Source organism: Tunturiibacter gelidiferens (assembly GCF_014201335.1).
GTDB classification, from domain to species: Bacteria; Acidobacteriota; Terriglobia; order Terriglobales; family Acidobacteriaceae; genus Edaphobacter; species Edaphobacter lichenicola_E.
On record NZ_JACHEB010000006.1, the window covers coordinates 152,434 to 173,169 of the forward strand.

Genomic DNA, 20,736 nt, shown 5'->3' on the forward strand with positions numbered 1-20,736 from the left:
TGAGATCCACCTTCTGACCCTTTCGGTCCGTTCGCCTACTTCCCTTCCTCGCAGATGCACCTCAAGGCTTGGTGATAGATGCGGGCTTTGCTGAATACACAAACTGTTGCACTTCAGCCCTTTCCTTGTCGACTGCCGCCATATGTTGCGCCTGCAGTTGCTGATAGACGGTGAATTCCTTTTGTGCCTGATCCTTCTGCCCGGCTCGGGCATAATACTGGCCGAGACGATAGTGGGCATCGGGAAGATTGGGATTCAGCTCCAGAGCTCGCAGATACTCCGGCAACGATTTGGCTGACTCGTGCTGGTCGGCGTAGAGGATGCCTAACTGCAAGTGCGAGTCGGCAAGTGTTCCATCTAACGCGATCGACTTTTGCAGCAGGGACTCCACTGTGCGGTAGTCTACGCTGGTTTCTTCGAGCCGTTTTCCCTTCCATAGACTCACGGCGTAATAATACTGTGCCAACGCGTTGTTTGGCTTTAACTCCGAGTAGCGTCGGAATTTTTGGATTACATCGTCGGCCTGAGTTGGAGAACTAAGGTACGACTTAGATAGAAACAGATAGCAGCGGGGGTCGGTTGGATCCAGATCTGCTGCAGATAACAAGGACTTGATCGAATCCTCATACCTGCCTCGTGAGTACAGCGCCATTCCAAGCCCGATTAACAGTCGCGGTGAAGTCGGGTAGCGCTTGGTTGCTTGCTGGAATACATCGATGGCTGGCTCGTATGTTCTGTGGAGAAGAAGCTCGCTTCCCCAGGTGAAGAGATTGTCCTCACTCGGATCCATCTGAGCAGCGACTTGGAACTCGTTCGCCGCCTCCACGAATTTACCATCCTTCTCTTCAATTTGGCCTAGCAGGTTATGGAGTTCTCCGGCGTCCTTCTGCTGCATCATGGTCTGAATCAGCAACCGCGCGTCGCTGCGCTTTCCCACAAGAAAGTATGCGAGCGCGAGATCGTATCCGTTGTTGTAAGACGAGGGATTGATTCGCTGGGCCTGCTCGAGAAGAGGAAGCGCGTCCGACATCCTATTTCCCTGAAGATAAAAATCGGCCAGGTTATGGTTCGCGTCGAAGTCTCGAGGGTCGAGAGCGAGTGCTTTGCGAAACTGTGCCTCGGCTAATTCCAACTTTCCTGAGCTCGCGAGAGCCGTTGCCAGATTCGTTTTCGCAGCCGCTGAATCAGGTTTTAGTCGAGTGGCTATTTCCAGCTGCTCTATAGCTTTTTCGTCCCGCGATTGCGCAGCATACGTTAACCCCAGGAGCTCGTGGATTTCAAAGCTCTTCGGTACGTGAGGTAAGAGGCTCTCTAGTTGTGTGGAAGCTTCTGCAAACTTTCCTGCATGATATTGGGCTACTGCGGACTGAAACTGTTGATCGAGGTTTTGGCCCGAATTCTCTTGGGCCAACGCGCCTTGGGCAGACAATGCTGAACAGACCAGAAGCGAGCCGCCAAGGACTACGAGCCGCAACCGGGGCCTCTTGCTCACAGTTCACCTCTGTCATCGTGGCGCGAGCAATCGCTACACACGAGTAATCCTTTGGAAAAAACAAATCCGGGTAGACACCTTTGCAGGTGCATCTTCCGGAGTTGTTCGACTTTAGGATTAATAGTACAGCTTGAGAGCAAATTGAATCTGTCGCGGATCGTATGGTGCATCGCGGGTCGACCCGATTTCACCAAAGGTGGAACTAGTGAAATTGCCCGAGTTTCCGATCGCTGTCACGCCGTTACCGCCGAAGTTAGGTGAGTTAAAGTTCGGGTGATTCAGGATGTTGAAGAACTCGGTCCGGAACTGCAGCGAGAAGCGCTCGCTGAGTTGCATGGCCTTGAACAATGAAAAGTCGAACCGATGGAATCCTGGCCCTGTGGTGGTTGACGGTCCGGCTCCCAGAATTGCACTTCCAGTTAGAGGGAAGCATCCAGCGGGTGCGACTGCTCCCAGCGGACACGGTTGCTGGAAGGCTGCCGGATTTCCGAACCAATTGAGTTTGCCGTTTGAGTCCGTGTGCAGGCCAAGTTTCTGACTCTGTCCAGGCACTTGCACATCGTTGCAATACGTTCCAGAGGTTGTTGCGGTTGGGCAAGTGAGAGTGATCGGTTGACCGCCCTGCAGGGTCACAATCCAGTTCACGCTCCACCCACCGATAACTGCATTTTCGAGCTTGCCAGCACCCGCCATGAACTTCTTATTGTTGCCGAAGGGTAGCTGATATCCGCCGCTCAAATGGGCCACATTTCGGATATCGAAGCTGGCCAGACCGTAATCGAATCTTGGACCGAGTCCAGGAACATACGCTGCTCGGTATCCACTTGAATTCCCTGTACTACCTCCGTTGAGGAGGTCGGCGGCATCTGTAAGCGTCTTCGAATAGGTGTAGGTAACAAGAAAATTCAAGCCACTAGCAAACTGTTGTTCAAGTTTGGTTTGCAGGCCGCTGTAGTTGCTGATTCCGAGAGTCTGCTCATAGCTCCCGTTCTGACCAAAATCTGGAAACGGCAGGAACGGAAGCACACTGGTGTTGGCTGGTAACAATTGGGAGACATTATTGTTACCTATACCGACCTGTAAGTTATTGACGTTCGTAAATACGTACGCAACCTGTGCGGACATAGAGGGAGTGATCGCGTATTGGAAAGTGAAGTTAGTACTGAGAGTAACCGGTGTTACGTATTTGAACTGAAGCCCCTCCAGACCCAAACCTTTAGCGTTCACCGCAAGAGGAGTAAAGGAACTGCAGCTGAGACCGGTACCGATGGGAGCGCTTCCTCCCGGACTTGCTGCGCACGTACCGTAGGGGTTGGAACCAGAACTGAAGGGCGCGGAGTCGGTGGTTCCCTTGTAGTCGAAGTTGTAGACGAAGGGATAGTTCTCACCAATGTTGGGTGAATAGCCCTGGTTCTCGAAGGCGTTGTAGAAGAGTCCAACGCCGCCGCGGAAGACAAACTTCGGGGTAATTTGGTAGGCAAAGCCTGCGCGCGGCGCGAAGTTGCTCCTTTGAGCCTTGGTGAGCCCCTGGCCGTATCTGTTGGTCTGATCAAGCGCAATTCCGTCTTTGGCTAAGAGATCGATAAAGCCATTGCCAGCAAGAGAAGGATTATTGGCGGTTGAGGACAAAGACCTATCGGCCTTCCCTGACGCCGGGATTATATAAGTTGGTATTCCGTTTGGAGGACCGCTCTGAACAAAGTTGGCCTGGCCACCATTCGTTTCGGAGATTGGGCTGAAGTAGTCCCAGCGCAGGCCTAGATTTAGGGTCAGCCTTGGACTCACCTTCCAGTCGTCCTGGAAGTAGAGAGCGGTGTACTTCCTTGTGTCATAGGTTTTGCTGATGTTGGATGCATGTATCTCGTTGGCGCCTCCCACAAAATCGACTCCACCTGGATAAGCTGCTGCCGTCGGCGTCAAAAGAAATTGTGCACGCCCGGTCTGGTCACCGGATTGGCCCGGAACCCCGGCGAAGTTGCCATTGAAGTCGAACTCACCTCGTGAGTATGCGGGCTGCAGCGTGTTGAAGTGTACATTCTGGTACTCGATGCCCATCTTGAAGTTGTGCTTTCCATAGATTTTCGTGAAGTCATCCGTGATCTGAAGGGTCTGGCTGACCTCATCGGAGGGCAAGAAATCGTTGCTGCCCAGCTCTTGTAGACCGCCGATGACGATCGCCGGAAGGCCCCCGTTCTCGGAGTTTTGGGGAATGCCCTGGATGCCGTATTGAGCCGGGATGCCCTGGGTGGTACCCTCCGGGCCTAATCGAGTGGTGTGCAGGTGGTTGAAGCCAGCACGCGCCACATTTACAGTGTTGGGAGTGAAGACGTGGGTCCAAGCGGCAACAGCCTGATCGGACTTCGCTGTCTGGAGGCCCTGTTGGAAGCTGCCTCCGTCTGCAACACCGCCAAAAGGCCCCGGGATAAACTGGGGGTCGTCCACATAACTAAAGCGGACGAATATCTGTTCTTTTTGCGTCGGATTGTAGTCGCCGCGCACGTCAAAGGCGTTGCGATGTTCAAACAAATTTGGACTTATTACATAGTTCGAGGTGATGCCCGAAGCGGTCGTTGGCAGTGGATATAGATTAAGCAGACCGATTGCGTTCGGATCCAGGCGGGAGCCAGGAATTTGGTTCAGGTTGCAACCCGCCAGGGTGAAGGTCTGCGTACCTGCTCCGCACGAGCCGAACGGATCACGAACGTAGCCAGTCTGCGTAGCGACGAAACCTGAGACAGGATCGAGCACACCTGCTGTGACCGGGCGCGTTGTTGCCGGGTCCATGATCGCGCCAAATGGTACTGACCGGCCTATATTGTCAATGCGCGGCTTTCCCGACTGACCAGTGATGAGGTCAGAGAGATTTGTGTAGCCACTGGTTCTCTCTAGGTTTGTCGGCACAGCAAGACCGGACTGAGTATTCCCCTGGACGCGCCGAAAACCTTCATAGTCGCCAAAAAAGAAGAGTTTGTTCTTGATGATTGGTCCACCGATGGTGGCTCCAAACTGATTGAACCGCAGCTCTCCTTTTTTGGTTTCGAAGTAGTCTGCCGCGTCGAGTACGTCATTGCGGAAGAACTCCCAGACCGCGCCGTGGAGGCTGTTTGTGCCGGACTTGATCGTGGCGTTGAGAACGGCTCCGGCCGAACGACCCAACTCGGCGCTGAAGTCGGCCGTCTGTACTTTAAACTCCTGGATCGCGTCCAACGGAGGGAGAATGACGAAGTTCGTTCCGTTCAGAAAGTCGACTGCGTTGGAGTTGTTGTCGATGCCGTCGAGCAGGTAGTTATTCTGTGCCGGTCGCAGACCGTTTGCCGTAAAGGCTCCGGAGGCCGCGTTTCCGCGTGTGTCCGCCTGCGATGTGTTCACACCTGCGCCAAGCTGGGCGAGAAACGTGAAGTTGCGCCCATTCAGAGGGAGACTATTCACGGTGCGTTCAGTCATAACCTGTCCGACCGAGGATTCGTCCGTCTCCAGCTGCGGTGGCGCAGTCGTAACGTCTACCGTGGTGCTGGTTTCGCCGATCTTCAGTTGGACATTGACCTGCAGGTTCTGTCCCACCGACACCGTCAGGTTTTTCTGACTGGTGGTGGAGAAACCCGGAGACGTGACCGTTACGGTGTAGTGCCCGATCCTCACGGGAGAGAAGATATATACGCCACTGCTGTTCGTAGTGGTCTCCAGGGTGATCCCTTGATCCGTATTCAACAGGGTCACATGCGCATTGGGAATATTCGCATCGGCGGCATCCTGGACGGTGCCATTGATCGATCCTTCATCCACCTGGCCGAATAAAGTCTGAGTCTGCATTAGCAAAAGAGCCAAACATGTGACGGCTAGGTAGCCAAGATTTTTAAACCGCCTCATTGCGTTGCGATCAGTAGCCATCCGAATAACCTCAGTGTCTTCGTTCCGTGGGTCATTGCGCGTTGCCGAACTTGATGCGCTGATTGGGTATGGGCAGTGCGTTTCTAATGCGCTTCTCGGGGATGTAACCGGTTACTTCACTGCCGGGAGGAATCTAGAACAAACAAATAACTTTTGTCAATCAAAAGGTTTAGATTCTTTTCGTCACCTCGATAGGCATGGTTTTGGGCTGAATCCAGCCTGGTGCTAACATTGCCGCAACACGGAACCCCCTTTGAAATGACGCATTACCAGAGTGAGAACCTTCTTTTTTCCCGCCGTAGGCTCCTCAAAAGCCTTGGTTTGACGCCCATACTCTTCCATCCGACTACTTTCTATGCGTCGTCCTTTTTGTTTCGTCCATCAAAGGCCTTCCCAAGTTCGGATTCGAACTTCTCCTCCGCCGATATCAGGCTGATACCCCACTACCCGGAAAAATCTTCCCTGGACGATATCCTCCGCCTGGTTGCCCCAGGTTCGGATGAATACATCACTGAGAAATACGCCTTTGAGATCGGAGCACAACTCAACGGGTGGAAGCGGACACTTGAGGCATCAGTACACGACTTTTCAGCCCTGGCTCGTTCGCTGGATCCTTCCATTGAAGCCTCGTCGTTCGTTCCGGTAGAGAAGAAGACCCTGCGCTCTGGAGGGGGGATCGATGTCGTACGGAGACGGTTTGGGAGTAGTGTCGTTCCCGGGCGTGGGCAATTTCTACAGGAGATCCAAGACTGGCTGGGGCAGGTCTCTCGCGTGGAGACAGCGGAGTTCGAAATTACCAGCATCGAAGTGGTTGCTAACACTCCACTCACCGTCCGGCTGGATATTCGATATGACATTGTTGGTGTTCGAAGCGATCAACGCCGCGAGGAGCGGGTTGGATCGTGGCGCACTGTGTGGGCGCATGATGAATCGCGCAGTGTCCCCGGGGCTTGGAAGGCTAACCGATGGGAGGCTGGCGAGGAGACCCTGAGCGTTACGAATGGGCAGGTATTTGTCGACGTTACGTCTCACGCTCTCGGTGGTACTGAGTCGTATAAAAACCAGATGCTTCGAGGGTCCGATTATTGGCGCACCGTCCTCGACGGCGCATGCGGAATTGATGTTTACGGCAATAACGGTGTTGCCGCGGGTGACTTCGACAACGATGGATTCGACGACCTCTATGTCTGCCAGCCGGCGGGACTGCCCAACCGGCTCTACCGCAACCGGGGCGACGGATCCTTCGAAGACGTAACGGAAAAGTCTGGCGTCGGAGTGCTGGACAATACCGCGTGCGCGCTCTTTGCCGACTTTCAGAACAACGGGCTTCAGGATCTTCTGGTGGTTTGCGGCAGCGGTCCCCTGCTCTTTCTGAACAAAGGGGACGGGACGTTCGCTCTCAAGCGCGACGCATTCAAGTTTGCAAACGCTCCTCAAGGATCGTTCACACATGCGTCTGTTGCCGACTACGATCGCGACGGACGTCTCGATATCTACTTCTGTCTGTACAGCTACTATTTAGGGCTCGATCAGTATCACTACCCAGTTCCCTACTTCGACGCACGCAACGGCCCGGCCAATTGTCTGTTGCACAACGAAGGGAATGCGATCTTCGTCGAGAGGACCGAAGCGGCGGGATTGAACGTCGATAACAATCGCTACAGCTTCGCTTGTGCGTGGGGCGACTCTGGCTCCAGCGGCTTGCCCGACCTTTATGTGGCCAATGACTTCGGTCGGAATAATTTGTACCGCAACAATGGTGATGGAACGTTCAGCACAGTTTCGAGTTCTGCCCACGTTGAGGACGTTGGTGCCGGAATGAGTGCGTGCTGGGCAGACTTCGACAACGATGGAAAGCAGGATATTTATGTCGCCAATATGTGGTCGGCTGCTGGCCAGAGGGTTTCAACACAAAATCAGTTTCAGGTGGGAGCTCCGAAGGATATCCGGGCGCTCTATCGGCGGCATGCACGAGGCAATGCACTTTATCGAAACTTGGGAACTGGGGAGTTCCAAAACGTCAGCCAGCAAGCCGGGGTCGAAATGGGCCGCTGGGCCTGGTGTTCCGATTTCTGGGACTTCGATCACGACGGATACCCTGACCTGTACGTTGCCAATGGGTACATCACAGCGCCGGAGCGAAACTCAGAACGGAGCGATCTAGGCAGCTTCTTCTGGCGACAGGTGGTGGCAAAATCTCCCAATGACTCGACTCCATCTCTTGCCTACGAGAAGGGATGGAACGCTCTCAACGAATTGATTAGGTCGGATACATCCTGGAGTGGCCACGAAAGAAATGTAGCTTTTGCGAATAACCGCGATGGCACGTTCTCCGAAGTTTCGGGCGCGCTTGGACTGGATTTTCCTGAGGACGGTCGCTCCTTCGTTCTCGCCGATCTCGACCATGACGGCCGCTTGGAGCTTATCCTCAAAAACCGAAACGCGCCGCAGATTCGGATTCTTCATAACGGGATGAAGGACCTCGGCGACTCGGTCGTATTTCGCTTGCGTGGGACTAAGAGCAATCGCGATGCGATCGGAACGGCCCTTACAGTCGAAGCAGGAACGCTCAAGCAGACGAAGTATCTGCAAGGGGGCTCTGGGTTTCTGGCTCAGCACTCGAAAGAGGTGTTCTTCGGACTTGGAAAGCCGGAGGGGCCGATTCGGTGCACTATCCGCTGGCCTAGCGGTCTGTCTCAGAGCTTCGAACACCTACCTGTAAACCATCGGATTGAATTTGAGGAAGGTGCGGACACCTTTACCGCTAAGCCTTTCGGTCCGACAAACTCTTCGTACGCGCAAGCGACGCTGCCGGCGGTGTTAGAACCGTTACCATACCAGGTAGACACATGGCTGATTGAGACCCTGTTGGCACCGGAGTTCTCCCTGCCCGATCTAACGGGCAACATGCAAAAGCTCCGATCGTTGAGGGGCAGCTTCGTGCTGCTCAACTTCTGGGCGACAACGTCGCCTCTCTGCCGCGAACAGTTGAGACTTCTTCATCGTCACGAGTCAGTGCTCGCCGCAGACCAAATAAAACTTCTGGGGGTAAGCGTCGACGAGCCAGGCGATGTTGATAAGGCTCGCTCCTTTACGGCGCAGGAAAAATTCTCCTTTCCCGTTGTTTTTGCTACAGAAGATGTGGCAGGAATCTATAACATCATCTACCGTTACTTGTTCGATCGACGCAGGGATCTCGCAATTCCAACCTCCTTCCTGCTGGACAGAGAGGGGATGATCGTTAAGGTGTATCAGGGACCGATTAGCCCTGAGCGCCTGCTTGATGATGTAAGAGCTGTCCCAACCACGACATCTGGTCGCATGCAGAAGGCGATGCCCTTGGGCGGAGTGCTCTATCGCGGAGGGTTCCAGCGTAATGACTTCACCTACGGTGTAGCGCTCTATCAACACGGATACCTGGAACAGGCCGCCGAGTCATTTCAACAAGTTATCACCGCAAAACCGGAAGATCCCGAGGGCTATTACAACCTTGGAACGCTCAACTTGCGGAAAAATGATTTCAAGCAGGCGCGACAATATCTTCAACAGACTTTGAAGCTGCGTCCAGACTATCCCGAGGCATGGAACAATCTCGGAATGATGGCTGCGCAGGAGGGACATCCGGACGAAGCCATCCAAAGCTTCCAACAGTCGTTGCTCCTGAGACCGACCTATGCAATTGCGCTGTTGAACCTGGGAAATGTCTACCGGCGGCAGGGGGCTTTTGAGAAGGCGTTAGATTGCTTGAACCGTGCGCTCGCAATTGAACCCGACAATCCTGAAGTCAACTATAGTCTCGGCATGTTCTACGCCCAGCAGAGCCAGATGCAGAGTGCATCGGACTACCTGCAGAAAGCGGTTGAGCTGCGTCCGGATTATCCTGAAGCGCTGAATAATCTTGGAGTTCTCCTTGTGCGTGAGCAGGATTATGCGAAGGCGAAGGAGTGGTTCGAGACTTGCATGCGTCTTGCCCCAACATTTGATCAGTCTTATCTCAATCTTGCTCGACTCTATGTATTGCAGAATGACAAGGGAAAAGCTATTGAAGTCTTGCAGCAACTGCTGAAGATGCAGCCACAGAACGTTGGCGCGATTCAGGCAATGGAGATGTTGAACAAAACGCCTTGATGGGCGTTTCAAAGATGAGGTCGAAGGCAGGGTGTGCCTTTATAATCGCAGCCTATGAATCTTCCCCGCCGGCGTTTCCTCGGCTCATCTCTTTTTGTATTTGGCAGTACGTTGATGGAGACTTTGGCGACTCCACTTTGGCAGTGGAGAGATCCAACACTCGTTGAAGCCGCTGTTTCGAATCCCGCTCAACCTCAGGTCCAGTTTGTAAACGTCGCGCAGCAGGCAGGACTGAGTGTCCCCAATGTGTGGGGTGGTATTGACCACAAGCGTTCCATCATTGAGGCCAAAGGAAGCGGCCTCGCGTTTTTTGACTACGACCACGACGGATGGCTGGATATCTATCTCACCAATGGAAATCGGCTCGACGCACATTGGCCGGCTGGAAAGGCGCCGACATCTCATCTCTACAAGAACAATCGAGACGGCACTTTTACCGACGTCACGGAGAAGTCAGGGCTGGGAGTTACAGGCTGGCAGACCGGCGTCTGTGTCGGCGACTACGACAACGATGGATGGGACGACCTGTTTTGCACTTTCTGGGGGCATAACATTCTCTTCCACAACAATGGAAACGGAACTTTTACTGATGTTACGCACAAAGCCGGCCTCCGGCAGGAGCGGGTTCGTTGGGGCGCGGGCTGTACCTTTCTCGATTACGACAGGAACGGTCACCTCGATCTCTTTGTATGCAATTACATTAAGCTGGATCCTGAGAAGATTGCCGGCGCAGCCGACACGCACTATTGCCAATGGAAGGGGGTTCCTATCATGTGTGGCCCGCGCGGTCTTCCTGGCGATACGAACATTCTTTATCACAACAATGGAGACGGCACCTTTACCGACGTTTCGGAGAAGTCTGGGATTTTAAAACCTGGTCCTCGGTACTCAATCACTTCCGTCTCATACGATTTCGATAACGATGGATGGCCAGATATTTATGTCGCAGTAGATTCTCAACCGAGCATTCTCTTCCAGAACAACCATGACGGCACGTTTACCGATGTTGCTGTGATGGCTGGTTGCGCCTATAGCGATGGCGGCCATGAACAGGCCGGAATGGGCGTCGCCGTCGCCGACTACGACTGCGATGGTTTGTTCGATATCTTCAAAACTAACTTTGCTGATGACACCTGCAACTTGTACCACAACAATGGTGACGGGACTTTCAGCGACGTGACATTTGCGGCAGGCGTTGGAGTCAACAATCGCTACGTCGCATGGGGATGCGGGTTTATTGACTATGACAATGACGGTTGGCAGGACATTCTTCAAGTGAATGGACACGTGTACCCGGAGATCGATAAATACCACTTCGATCAAACTTTCAAGAATCAGCGCTTGGTCTACAAAAATCTTGGCAATGGACGCTTCAAGGATGTCTCGTCGGAGATGGGACCCGGCATTACCGAACACTTTTCCAGCCGGGGTGCGGCCTTCGGAGACTATGACAACGATGGCGATATGGATGCGCTGGTTTTGAATATGAACGATCTGCCATCGCTCCTTCGCAATGACGGAGGCAACAAACAGAACTGGATCAAGATCAAGCTCGTGGGGACCAAGTGTAACCGCACAGCTATTGGAGCGAGGGCGCGGGTTATCACGGATAAGCATATCCAGATGGACGAAGTTAATAGCGGTTCAAGCGTCATGTCACAAAATGACCTACGCCTTCACTTCGGACTTGGGAAGGTGGATACCGTGGATGCGATCGAAATTAAGTGGCCGACTACGCAGAAGATTGAACGATTCACGCAGGTGAAAGCAAATCAGATACTCACTATTCGCGAAGGGGATGGTATTGTCGGTAGTCTGAAGCCAGCTTCACCTTAGAGTCTTTTGAAACTAGACCGACATAGATAATCTTCGCCTCAACGTACGAGGCAGTCGCGAATTAATCCTTGCTGAATAATGTTCTTGCGTATTCATTGCGATGTAGTATCAGCCGGCTGCCCTTGCAGAACAACCAGAAATTGCTTGATCTCGCGCCTTTGGCTTTCAACAGCAGCAGCTTGCTTCTTCTCGATGTCATCATGGAGCATGAACTCTTGTTTAGCCTTTGTCGGCTCATCCGTCCGGTCATAGGCCACGCCCAGCCGATAATGTGCCTCAGCTAATTGTGGATCCGCTTTGATTGCCTTCATGTAGAAGTCGATAGCCTTTTCGTAACTACGTTGCGACGAATAAATAATTCCAAGTTGCAGGTAGGCGTCCACGCAATTGGAGTCGATCGTCACGGCCTTTGTAAGCAGCGCTTCTACTTGTTCTAAGACCTGCTTGTCTGCTGGTTGTTCCCGTCGTTTCCAAACAGCCATCGCATAGAGGTAATTCGCGAGAGAGTTTTCAGGTTGGTCCCGCACAAATCGCGCTAGTCTCTGCTCTATGCAGGGTAATCGCGTGGGTGCCGCTATCTCTATTTTGCCCATGAAGACGTAGGGCTCCGGATCCGTCGGATTCAAATCGGACGCATCACAGAGTCGAAGTGCTGCCTCATCATAGAGAGCGCCTGCAAAGAGAGAAGTACCGAGCGCAGTTAGCATTCGAGATGATTTTGGATATGCTTTAGTTCCATCTCTGAAAACCTCTACAGCTTGCCACACGGCCCGGTGCAGCAATAACTCCGAGCCCCATTCAAAGTAATTTTGCTCGCTTGGATCTAGGTGAACGGCCTGCTGCTCTTCCCGGACTGCAGCCAGCGGATCGCCAAGCTTCTCATCAAGTTCCCCCATCAAGCGATGTAAGTCTGCAGAGTCATTGTGAACTTGTAGTTTATGGACTTGCTCACGGGCACGCGAGAAGTCGCCTGTCTCTTTGTAAGCCAGCGCCAGATCGTATGCATTGCCTTCCATGGTTGGATTCATCCGGTAGGCAGCCAGCAACAGCGGGATAGAGTCCCGAGATCTACCAACATGAAAATAGTATTCACCAAGCTGATGATTTGTTTCGAAGCTTTCCGGAGCGCTTGCGCGGGCGGCAATCAGTTTGCTCTCGAATTCATTCCTTTCTCTTGCGCTGTCCGGTACTGCCAACCCGTTAGATTTGGAACTCTCGGGTTTCAGAGTGAGAGTTTCACGCGCAAGATCTTCGCTGGTTCGCAATGCAGAGTCCGATCCATGCCCTCCTGCGGCTGTCCAGTCAACGACTCCCGCAATGGTGAAATTCGGCTTATCGGAAAACTCCATCGCCTGAGGGGGAGGCCGCGAAGAGCCTATTGAATTCAGCTGAATATCTCCAGGGACCTCGAGGATCAGATCGATAATTTTCAGATCTCCCTTAAACAGCGCGAGAACGGTAGTCGCATGACTCCTTTGCCCTGATTTCTCCACACTGAGTAGATAGTGACCCGTTGGTAGAGCGGTAAACGCGAAGGCACCTGCAGCATTCGTCTTTGTCTCCACAGGCTCTAGAACACCTTTTTGTTCAAGCCGTACCGATGCATCACTAATCGAGTTGCCTGCCTGGTTAAGGACGTTCCCTTGGATCGTGACTTCATCCGAGCGTTGTGCGTGAGCTTTCCTGGCAACTGACGTGAAAGACAGTACGCCAATCAAAGCCATGATGACTGCGAAAGCTCCCGGGAGACAGCGAGAGCCCCCAATTTCAGAGGAAGGCCGCGATTTGTGAAAGCCATTCACGCTCGGACTGATTTCACTTTGGTCGCTCATTTTGCGGAGTTGCACCTTTTTCGTCTGCCATCGCACATTCACTAGCAGGACTATCGGCTCTCTCAAAATATTCGGTCCTTACGTGACTGCCGCCATCGACTAGGAACATGGTAGTCTCGCGCTTCGTACCGAATGTAAATCAGATTATCGCTTGGTGCTTGATGTGTCGATTTAAGGGAACCGCTACCGAATCAGAACCAAATGATTAGTATTTCTTCAAAAGCTACGGATTGACGCTCTGTCGTCTGATGTGACACTCAATTTTCATACCCTACATGACGACTGCATCCCTTTGAATGCAATCGGTTACAGAACTACCGACATGGCATTTGAAGCTGGTGCGTGGCTGAAACATTCAGCAGATTTGTGACGTCTCCAACAATAAGATCCGTTCGGCGTCGAACACATCTAAACCACTTTGTTGCAAGATGGATGTTCAGCGATGGGCTATAGTGACTGTGATTCCCCTGAGGGAATGGGGTGGCTGTAATGCATTGGTATAGTTCAAAATTGCATTTGCCATTCAGGCAAATACAGAAAGGGTGATGGATCCCCAACCTATACGTGAACATTCGAGAAGTAGCAAAAAAAGCTGGGGTCTCCACAGCCACTGTATCCCGAGTTGTCAATGGAACCGTTCCGGTCAGCGCTCAGATTGAGCGCCAAGTGCGTAGCGCAATTAAGTCCCTCGGCTATTATCCCAACACACACGCACGTACCTTAGGCTCCGGCAGAAGCCATATGTACGGCCTGATCATCTCGGATATTGCGAACCCATTCTTCCCCGATATTGCGAAGTGCTTTGAGCGCATCGCGGTAGAGCACGGGCAGGAACTTTTGATCGCAAATACTGATTATCAACCAAAAAGAATGCAAGTATGCGTCCGCAGGATGCTAGAGCGCAAAGTGGATGGCGTCGCCATCATGACATCGGAGATGGATCCCAAACTCGTACAGTTGCTGAACAGGCGTGGAGTCCCAATTGTCTTCCTAGACACCGGACGAGTGGGACCAAATATCAGTAACATCTTCATCGACTATGTCAGTGGTATCGAACAAGCCATCGAACACTTGGTTTCATTGGGACACACTAAAATTGCTTTCGTGAGCGGCCCGCGGACCCTCTCGTCTGCCAAAATCCGCAGCAACGCATTCACGCTTTCTCTTAAGAAGAAGGGGCTTAGGTATAGCGCCGACTATATGCAAACAGGCAACCATCGAATAGACGGGGGGCAGGTCGCGATGGCACGACTATTGAAATTGCGCATACCTCCAACCGCCGTGATGGCTTCGAATGACCTAACGGCGATCGGGATGATGCGTGCGATTCACGCCGCGGGACTGCGCGTGCCGGAAGATATCTCCGTGATGGGCTTCGACGATATCGAGATTAGCAATTTTCTACAGCCTCCGCTGAGCACGATTCGTGTTCCTCGTGTGGAGATTGCGGTGAGCGCTTTCACTGCTCTCTACGCGGCCAGCCACAAACACGTAAACAATGGAACAGAGTACCGGATCTCGACCGAACTCGTTATAAGGCAGACGACCGGTTTAGTCAAAGGTTAGATGCACGGCAAGTCCCAGCATTCAAGGCCTTCTTCGCAAGAACTAATCACGCAAATGGGTGATCTCGCACAGTAATCGTAAGAGCGATCAGGTCGACGCTGAGAAGCCGCGCGGGAAGCTACACTCACCACGTCGCGACTCCCTAGAGCGGTTCTGCTGCGACAGCCGTGAGGTTTAGGTCAATCGTCTGGGAGCCAAGTCGTGGATGGGTTGCCGTTAGCCGAACCGTTCCTGCTTGTTCCTTCGCACGTAACCAGACGGCGCCGGTTCCTCCGATCAACGCAAAGGGATTGTCTCCGATCAAGGTTGCTGGGCCCTCCAGTTTGAATACAACCGGATCGTTCGCATAGGTTCGCATGGCCCCAAACTCGTCCGTTACACGCATCACGACGCGTGTCGTGTCTGCGCCATCAGCCTGGAGCGTTGTGTCGTCAGTCAGCAGGACAAACTTCTGGTCGACACCTAATCCAGACAGAGTCTTGGACACAACCTGCTTTCCCTGCAGGTAGCCATCGATCCTGAGGTCGCCCCAGCCATGCCGGTTGGTACGCTTCACCTGGCTCCGATCAAGGATGAACGGTGGATATTTTAGGTGATCAAACTCTCCTCGGTCTGGATCGAGTTCCGCGATTAGATCCCACGGCTTGGTCGCAGCGCTATCTGTGCGTTCATAGAACTTCAAGTGGTCGCAATTCGAGCAGACGACGGCTTTGGTGAAGTTAGTCGACTCGTCGCTGTTGGCCCAGTGGAAGGCTGGTTCGAGAACAATCTCCTCTGAGGGGTCACACTGCGACTTGTAAAATCCCCCAGCAGGTTTCAGTTCACGGAAGATGTCCGTCACGCCGTGATAGCAGATACGATCCCCTGCCCCAAAATTCGCATGCGTGTTGTAGTCAAACGCACACCATCCGATGCCGCCCGCGTACTGCGGGTCGGATGCGAGTTGATTGTGGATGCGGGCGTGCCGCAACGTGTGTTCACGCTGGCGCTCGTCGTCATCGGTCGTCTTGGTAGGAAAAGTGTGTCCAACGAACTCGGTGTTGAGATACAGGGGATGATTTGGCTTTCTCAACGGGAAACCGAAGTCGTTGATGGTGAAGACATCCTCCAAAAGCTCCGACTCCTTGAAGTTACGAATGCCACCCGTTTGGCGTGTGGTATCCAGCGCGTGGGCGAGCGCGTTGGTGCGCGTGTAGAAGCTGTGATCGTCTGGAGATTCATTGATTCGCACGCCCCAGAGAATGATCGACGGATGGTTCCAGTCCCGTCGGACCATGCGCCCGACATTATCAATAGCAATAAGCTTCCACGGTTCGGGGCCGATGTGTTGCCACCCTGGAATCTCCTCGAGCACAAGCAGACCGATCTCATCACAGCAGTCGAGAAAATGCCGCGACTGAGGGTAATGCGAGGTTCGAACGATGTTGCAGTGGAGGGTATGACGAAGAATCTTTGCGTCTTGGCGTTGCACGCGGGCCGGCATGGCCTGACCCACAAAGGGAAAAGTCTGGTGACGATCGAGGCCGCGCAGTTTGATGATTCTCCCATTCAAAGAAAAGCCGTGATCGGTGAAGGTCGCGTCGCGGAAACCCATACGGCGAGTGTCCTCATCCATAATCTTTCCGGCATGCAGTAGACGCACCCGAATGGTGTAGAGGTTTGGTGTTGCGATATCCCAGAGTTTTACCCCGTCAATCTCCTTGAGAGATAGCGTCTGCTTCGCGGGGTCATCGACCGTCTCCGTGCTTGAGTAAGCAGGAGCGCTTGTGAACGGGTCCGCTGCTGAGTTCGGATCGCCAGCCGCCAGTACTCGAATCGATTTGCTTGTCTTTGCGAGAGTACGTTCACCATCGAGCAACTCTACCTCAAGCGACAAGTCAGCGCGAGGAGACTTACCCGCAAGAAAGCAGTCCACGTCGAGGGTGGGCTTACCACTCAGCACGTTCTTCGGATGCGCAAAGATATTGTCCAGATAGAGGCTTGGAACCACGCGCAAAGAGACTTCGCGATAGATGCCCCCAAAAGTCAGGTAGTCAATTTCGTTGCCGAACGGGGGAATATCACTCCGCTCCGTGGAATCTACCTGCACGGCGAGAACGTTCTCGCCCTCTCTCCGAAGATGTGGAGTCAATTCGAAAGAGAACGGGGTAAAGCCACCTTTATATTCGCCAAGCGAGACCCCATTGATCCACGCGGTTGAGGCCGTCATAGCACCTTCGAAGTCCACGAAGATACGTTTACCGGCAGAACCGGGTGGCGTGTTGAAGCGGCGACGATAGATCGAGATAAACTCATAGTCCTTGTCGTCAAAACTGTGCCACGGAAGGCTTATGTTCGTGTGCGGAAGAACAACGCGCTCGAACGAGGAGTCGTCGAACTCCTGTGTCTCGGCCCCAGCCACTTGTGCCGGGTGAAATCGCCAGTTACGGTTGATTGGCAAAATCGCTCGCCCATAAGTGGGAGGTTCTTCGGCGAAGGCGGTAACGTCCGGTAGTGTCGCCGCTGCCAGCAACGTTCCCGTCCCCCGGAGAAAATCGCGTCTATCCATGAAATCAGCCATCCTAAGTCTTTCTAAAGACCACGTCTCGCCGACAAGGCGGATTTATTCTAAAAGCTTAGCTTCAAGGCTCCCTGCATGACTCGAGGAGCTATTGGACCGATACTGGTGATTTGGCCGAAGTTCGCACTGGTGGGATCGTTGTTAGGCGTTGCAAAGCTAGCATGGTTGAACGCATTAAACAACTCCCAGCGGAACTGTACACCATAACTCTCACGCACCTTCCAGTTCTTCACAAACGCGAGGTCCGAGGTAGCGATTCCTGGACCGCGCAGGAGGTTCTTGCCCGAGTCACCGAAGGTGCCAGGCGCGTTGGTCACAAAGGCAGCGGGGTTCACAAAGTGCGCCAGCCACTGCGCCTTGCCCCCCTGATGTACGTTCAAGGGGATCCCGGGTACAACATCCGCGCGATCACCGAACTGCAGTGACCCCGAGTTGTTGTTGCCGTTGCCACCCGAAATCCCGAATGGCTGGCCAGACTGCAGGGTCACGATTCCGCTCAACTCCCACGCCCCGAGCAGCTCCCGCATCATGACTCCATGCCCCTGCAGCTCTGGTGTCGTATAGACCAGATGGCTAACCGAAACATAGGGAAAGTTCAACAACGAGATGCCACGGTTGAACCTTATATTGAATGGATCCGGAACCTGCGGAGAACCGAACGACACGTTGCCCGACCCTGCCAGATCAATGGTCTTCGCCCAGGTGAAATTCGACTGGAACTGTAGCCCGTGCGAAAACCGCTTCTCCACTCCAACTTGCAGCGAGTTATAGGAGGCAGTGCCAATGCTCGCCAGAGTCAAAATATTGCTAAAGGCTGGGTAGATCGAGCGTGTACCACCGGTTGCGAAGATGCCGGGGTTCTGGTCGATCACAGTCTCCTGGTGATAGCTTTCGCTCCCTATATACGCCAGGTGAAGCGCAATGTCTCTTCCAAACTGCTGCTCGACTGAGGCGTTCCAGCTTTGAGTGATCCCAAGCCGGAAGTTGTTTGAGAAAATTGCCTGCACCGCTATGGGACTGGTTCCGAAGTTTGTGTTCGACGGAGGCACAAATCCTATGCTGGCAAAGGGTGGAAACGGACTTGTGGTCCCCAGGAAGCTATATGGATCGTCGAACGATATGAAGTTTGTCGCCGTCGCGTCGAAGCCCAGTGTAGGGCTGAAAGGCGCGATGTCCGCAGCGTGGTTGTATACCGAATACGGCAACGGTGCGGTAAACATCCCAAAGCCGGCGCGGAATGAGGTGCCCGGGAGAGACCGCGGCTGCCAAGCCACACCGACACGCGGTTCGATGTAACCGTAGCTCGTCGGCATCAGAGCAGAGTTCACGCCTTTGTCACCTGGAAAGTTCAGCCCAAGCGGAGCGCCCGGAAACTTCTGGCTCTGCTGACCTGGCACGAACGCTGCACCCCGTCCTCCAGCCGAGGTCGGAGGCAGGTTGGGGTCCCATCGAACGCCTGCCGTCAGCGTCATTGTTGGACGGATACGATATTGATCCTGGGCGAAGAGGCCCAGGACGATGCCAGAGACATCGGCGATCTCGCCAGCGCCTTGAGTGAACTGCGCTGCCTTGCCCAATAGAAAGTCCGCGAGTCCGAAGCCAGTGTACGATCCGTTGAAGTTAACGATTGGCTGGGTGGGGTATTGGGTAAGTTCCTTTGCATATTGATGCCAGAGATCAACTCCAAACGAAAGTGAGTGGTTGCCGATCGTCTTGGTCACCGCATCCGACACGCCGAAGCTCGTCCTTATCTCCTGGGAGGGCTCGGTGTAGGCGGTGCTGAAGCCATTGTTGACCGAGAGTCCCTCGATATAACACTGACCCGGCAACTCGTTTACCTTGATGTATCTCGATAGGCAGACAGGTTGGCCGCTTTGATCGAATACCTGCGCCGAACTGTGTGCCGACTCCTGCGTCCAAAAACCCGAGACGACGTTCACCAGCGAAGGATTGATCGTCCAGGTATGAGTCAGGATCTGGTTGTAGTACTTGATCGGATTGTTTTGAATCGCATTGTAGGGAGTCTCCTGCAGTACGGAGAGGATGTTTCCGTTGACACTGCCCGCCGGCTGATCAAAGTTGTTGATATAGGTTCGCAACACAATATGCTGCTTGCTCGTGAGCTCCCAATCGAGACGGAATGTCCCTTCATCAAGCGAGTTCTCGATACCGCCGCTTGCATAGTTCGTCAGGCCGCTCGCCGGATCGCCGCCAAGCGGGAGTGCTGTCTTCGCGATCGTCACCGCAGCGGGGCTAAATAGGGCCGGGTTCACCATGTTGTTCACGAACGGCCCCTGCAACTTGACCGGTACCGCGCTGAAGTCTCCATTTAACATCGCGGCCGTCGGAGTATAGGTAGGGTTGGTTGCACCCTGGCTGCTCGAGCGAGTTCCCTGATAGTTCGCAAAGAAGAACAACTTGTTCTTGATTATCGGACCGCCCACATACCCGCCAAACTGATTGCGCCGTAAGGTATCCACCGTGTGAGAGAAGTAGTTGCCTGCGTTGAGGTCGCTATTGCGGATGAACTCGAAGGCCCCCCCATGCCACTGATTGCTACCCGGTTTCGTCTGGATGCTGACCACTGCGCCCGGAGAGAAGCCGTAGTGTGCGTCGAAGTTGTTTGAGATGACCCGGAACTCCTGTACTGCGTCTGAGTTCGGGAAGGGCGCCGCCAATAGCAGGTAGGTATCCATGTTTTGTACGCCGTCCAGCAGATAGTAGGTGCTTCCTTGTCGACCGCCATTGGCTGAAGCGCCTGTCTCAGTGGGGAACGAGAAACCCGTTTGAAGATATCCCCCGCCGGTGTTAAGCACATTGGTCACACCTGGTGCCAGAAAGACAAGGCTCGACGGATCGCGGCCGTTCAACGGAAGTTGCGAGATCGCATGTTGGTCGACAACAGTGCTGATCTCCGCTGTCGTCGCATTGATTAGTGCTGCATCAGCTGAGACCGAAATAGTCTGTTCTAAATCTCCGATCTGCAGCGGTATATTCAAAGTAGCCGATTGGTTGACCGTCAGCACTATGCCGGTCTCCACTGCTTTGCGAAATCCTGTCCTTTCGACGGTCACGGTATAGCTGCCCGGCGCCAACTGCCCTATCGAATACACGCCCTGGTCGTTGCTCTCACCGGCTTGCGTCGCATTTGTCCCGGTGTTCACAACCGTAATGTGAGCGCCTGGTACTGCGGCTCCGGCATTGTCGAGAACAGTGCCGTTGAGCGTTGCGTTCTGAGCTAAGACTACGCGACCGAAAAGCAAAATACATAGAACCACGAAACTCCCAAATCCCCGAAATGCTGACACACCGGTCTTCAAGTTACAACCTCCAAAAGTGTTGCGAACAGATGCCTAAGCCGCTCTTCCTGAACCGCGAACGATGACGAACACCTATGTTGCGAATCGGACACACATTACTCTCTCGGAACCACG

At 53.5% G+C, this 20,736-nt stretch carries 8 protein-coding genes; 3 read left to right on the top strand and 5 right to left on the bottom strand.

Annotated features, from left to right (window positions below):
* Positions 1 to 61: 61 nt before the first annotated feature.
* On the bottom strand, positions 62 to 1,492 hold the full coding sequence (locus HDF14_RS13970) for a tetratricopeptide repeat protein (protein ID WP_313899578.1): 1,431 nt from the start codon (positions 1,490 to 1,492) through the stop codon (positions 62 to 64).
* A gap of 117 nt (positions 1,493 to 1,609) precedes the next feature.
* Positions 1,610 to 5,380: a TonB-dependent receptor gene (locus HDF14_RS13975; RefSeq protein ID WP_183977716.1), complete on the bottom strand. Its 3,771-nt coding sequence runs from the start codon at positions 5,378 to 5,380 to the stop codon at positions 1,610 to 1,612.
* Between the two features lie 321 nt (positions 5,381 to 5,701).
* Between HDF14_RS13975 and HDF14_RS13980 the strand changes: the two genes are divergently transcribed.
* Both HDF14_RS13980 and HDF14_RS13985 read left to right on the top strand, forming a co-directional pair.
* On the top strand, positions 5,702 to 9,508 hold the full coding sequence (locus tag HDF14_RS13980) for a tetratricopeptide repeat protein (protein WP_260698274.1): 3,807 nt from the start codon (positions 5,702 to 5,704) through the stop codon (positions 9,506 to 9,508).
* Between the two features lie 114 nt (positions 9,509 to 9,622).
* Positions 9,623 to 11,344 (top strand): CRTAC1 family protein, encoded by a 1,722-nt coding sequence (locus HDF14_RS13985; RefSeq protein WP_260698291.1) that lies wholly within the window; start codon positions 9,623 to 9,625, stop codon positions 11,342 to 11,344.
* Between the two features lie 92 nt (positions 11,345 to 11,436).
* Here HDF14_RS13985 and HDF14_RS13990 read toward each other — a convergent pair whose 3' ends face one another.
* Positions 11,437 to 13,068 (bottom strand): tetratricopeptide repeat protein, encoded by a 1,632-nt coding sequence (locus HDF14_RS13990; protein WP_260698275.1) that lies wholly within the window; start codon positions 13,066 to 13,068, stop codon positions 11,437 to 11,439.
* Positions 13,069 to 13,740: 672 nt separating this feature from the next.
* Here HDF14_RS13990 and HDF14_RS13995 point away from each other — a divergent pair.
* Entirely contained in the window at positions 13,741 to 14,742 is a 1,002-nt protein-coding gene (locus tag HDF14_RS13995) for a LacI family DNA-binding transcriptional regulator (protein WP_183977723.1), read from the top strand.
* A gap of 142 nt (positions 14,743 to 14,884) precedes the next feature.
* Here HDF14_RS13995 and HDF14_RS14000 read toward each other — a convergent pair whose 3' ends face one another.
* A complete protein-coding gene (locus HDF14_RS14000) occupies positions 14,885 to 17,290 on the bottom strand; it encodes a glycoside hydrolase family 2 TIM barrel-domain containing protein (RefSeq protein WP_183977725.1) in 2,406 nt (801 codons plus the stop codon).
* Positions 17,291 to 17,349: 59 nt separating this feature from the next.
* Positions 17,350 to 20,622, bottom strand: coding sequence for a TonB-dependent receptor (locus tag HDF14_RS14005; protein ID WP_221304692.1), 3,273 nt, complete (start codon positions 20,620 to 20,622; stop codon positions 17,350 to 17,352).
* Between the last annotated feature and the right edge of the window lie 114 nt (positions 20,623 to 20,736).

What these genes read in the sequence shown, in the direction of transcription:
- HDF14_RS13975 (WP_183977716.1), bottom strand. Translation starts at nt 5,380, where the DNA reads ATGGCTACTGATCGCAACGCAATGAGGCGGTTTAAAAATCTTGGCTAC.
- HDF14_RS13985 (WP_260698291.1), top strand. Translation starts at nt 9,623, where the DNA reads ATGGAGACTTTGGCGACTCCACTTTGGCAGTGGAGAGATCCAACACTC.
- HDF14_RS13990 (WP_260698275.1), bottom strand. Translation starts at nt 13,068, where the DNA reads ATGGCTTTGATTGGCGTACTGTCTTTCACGTCAGTTGCCAGGAAAGCT.
- HDF14_RS14000 (WP_183977725.1), bottom strand. Translation starts at nt 17,290, where the DNA reads ATGGATAGACGCGATTTTCTCCGGGGGACGGGAACGTTGCTGGCAGCG.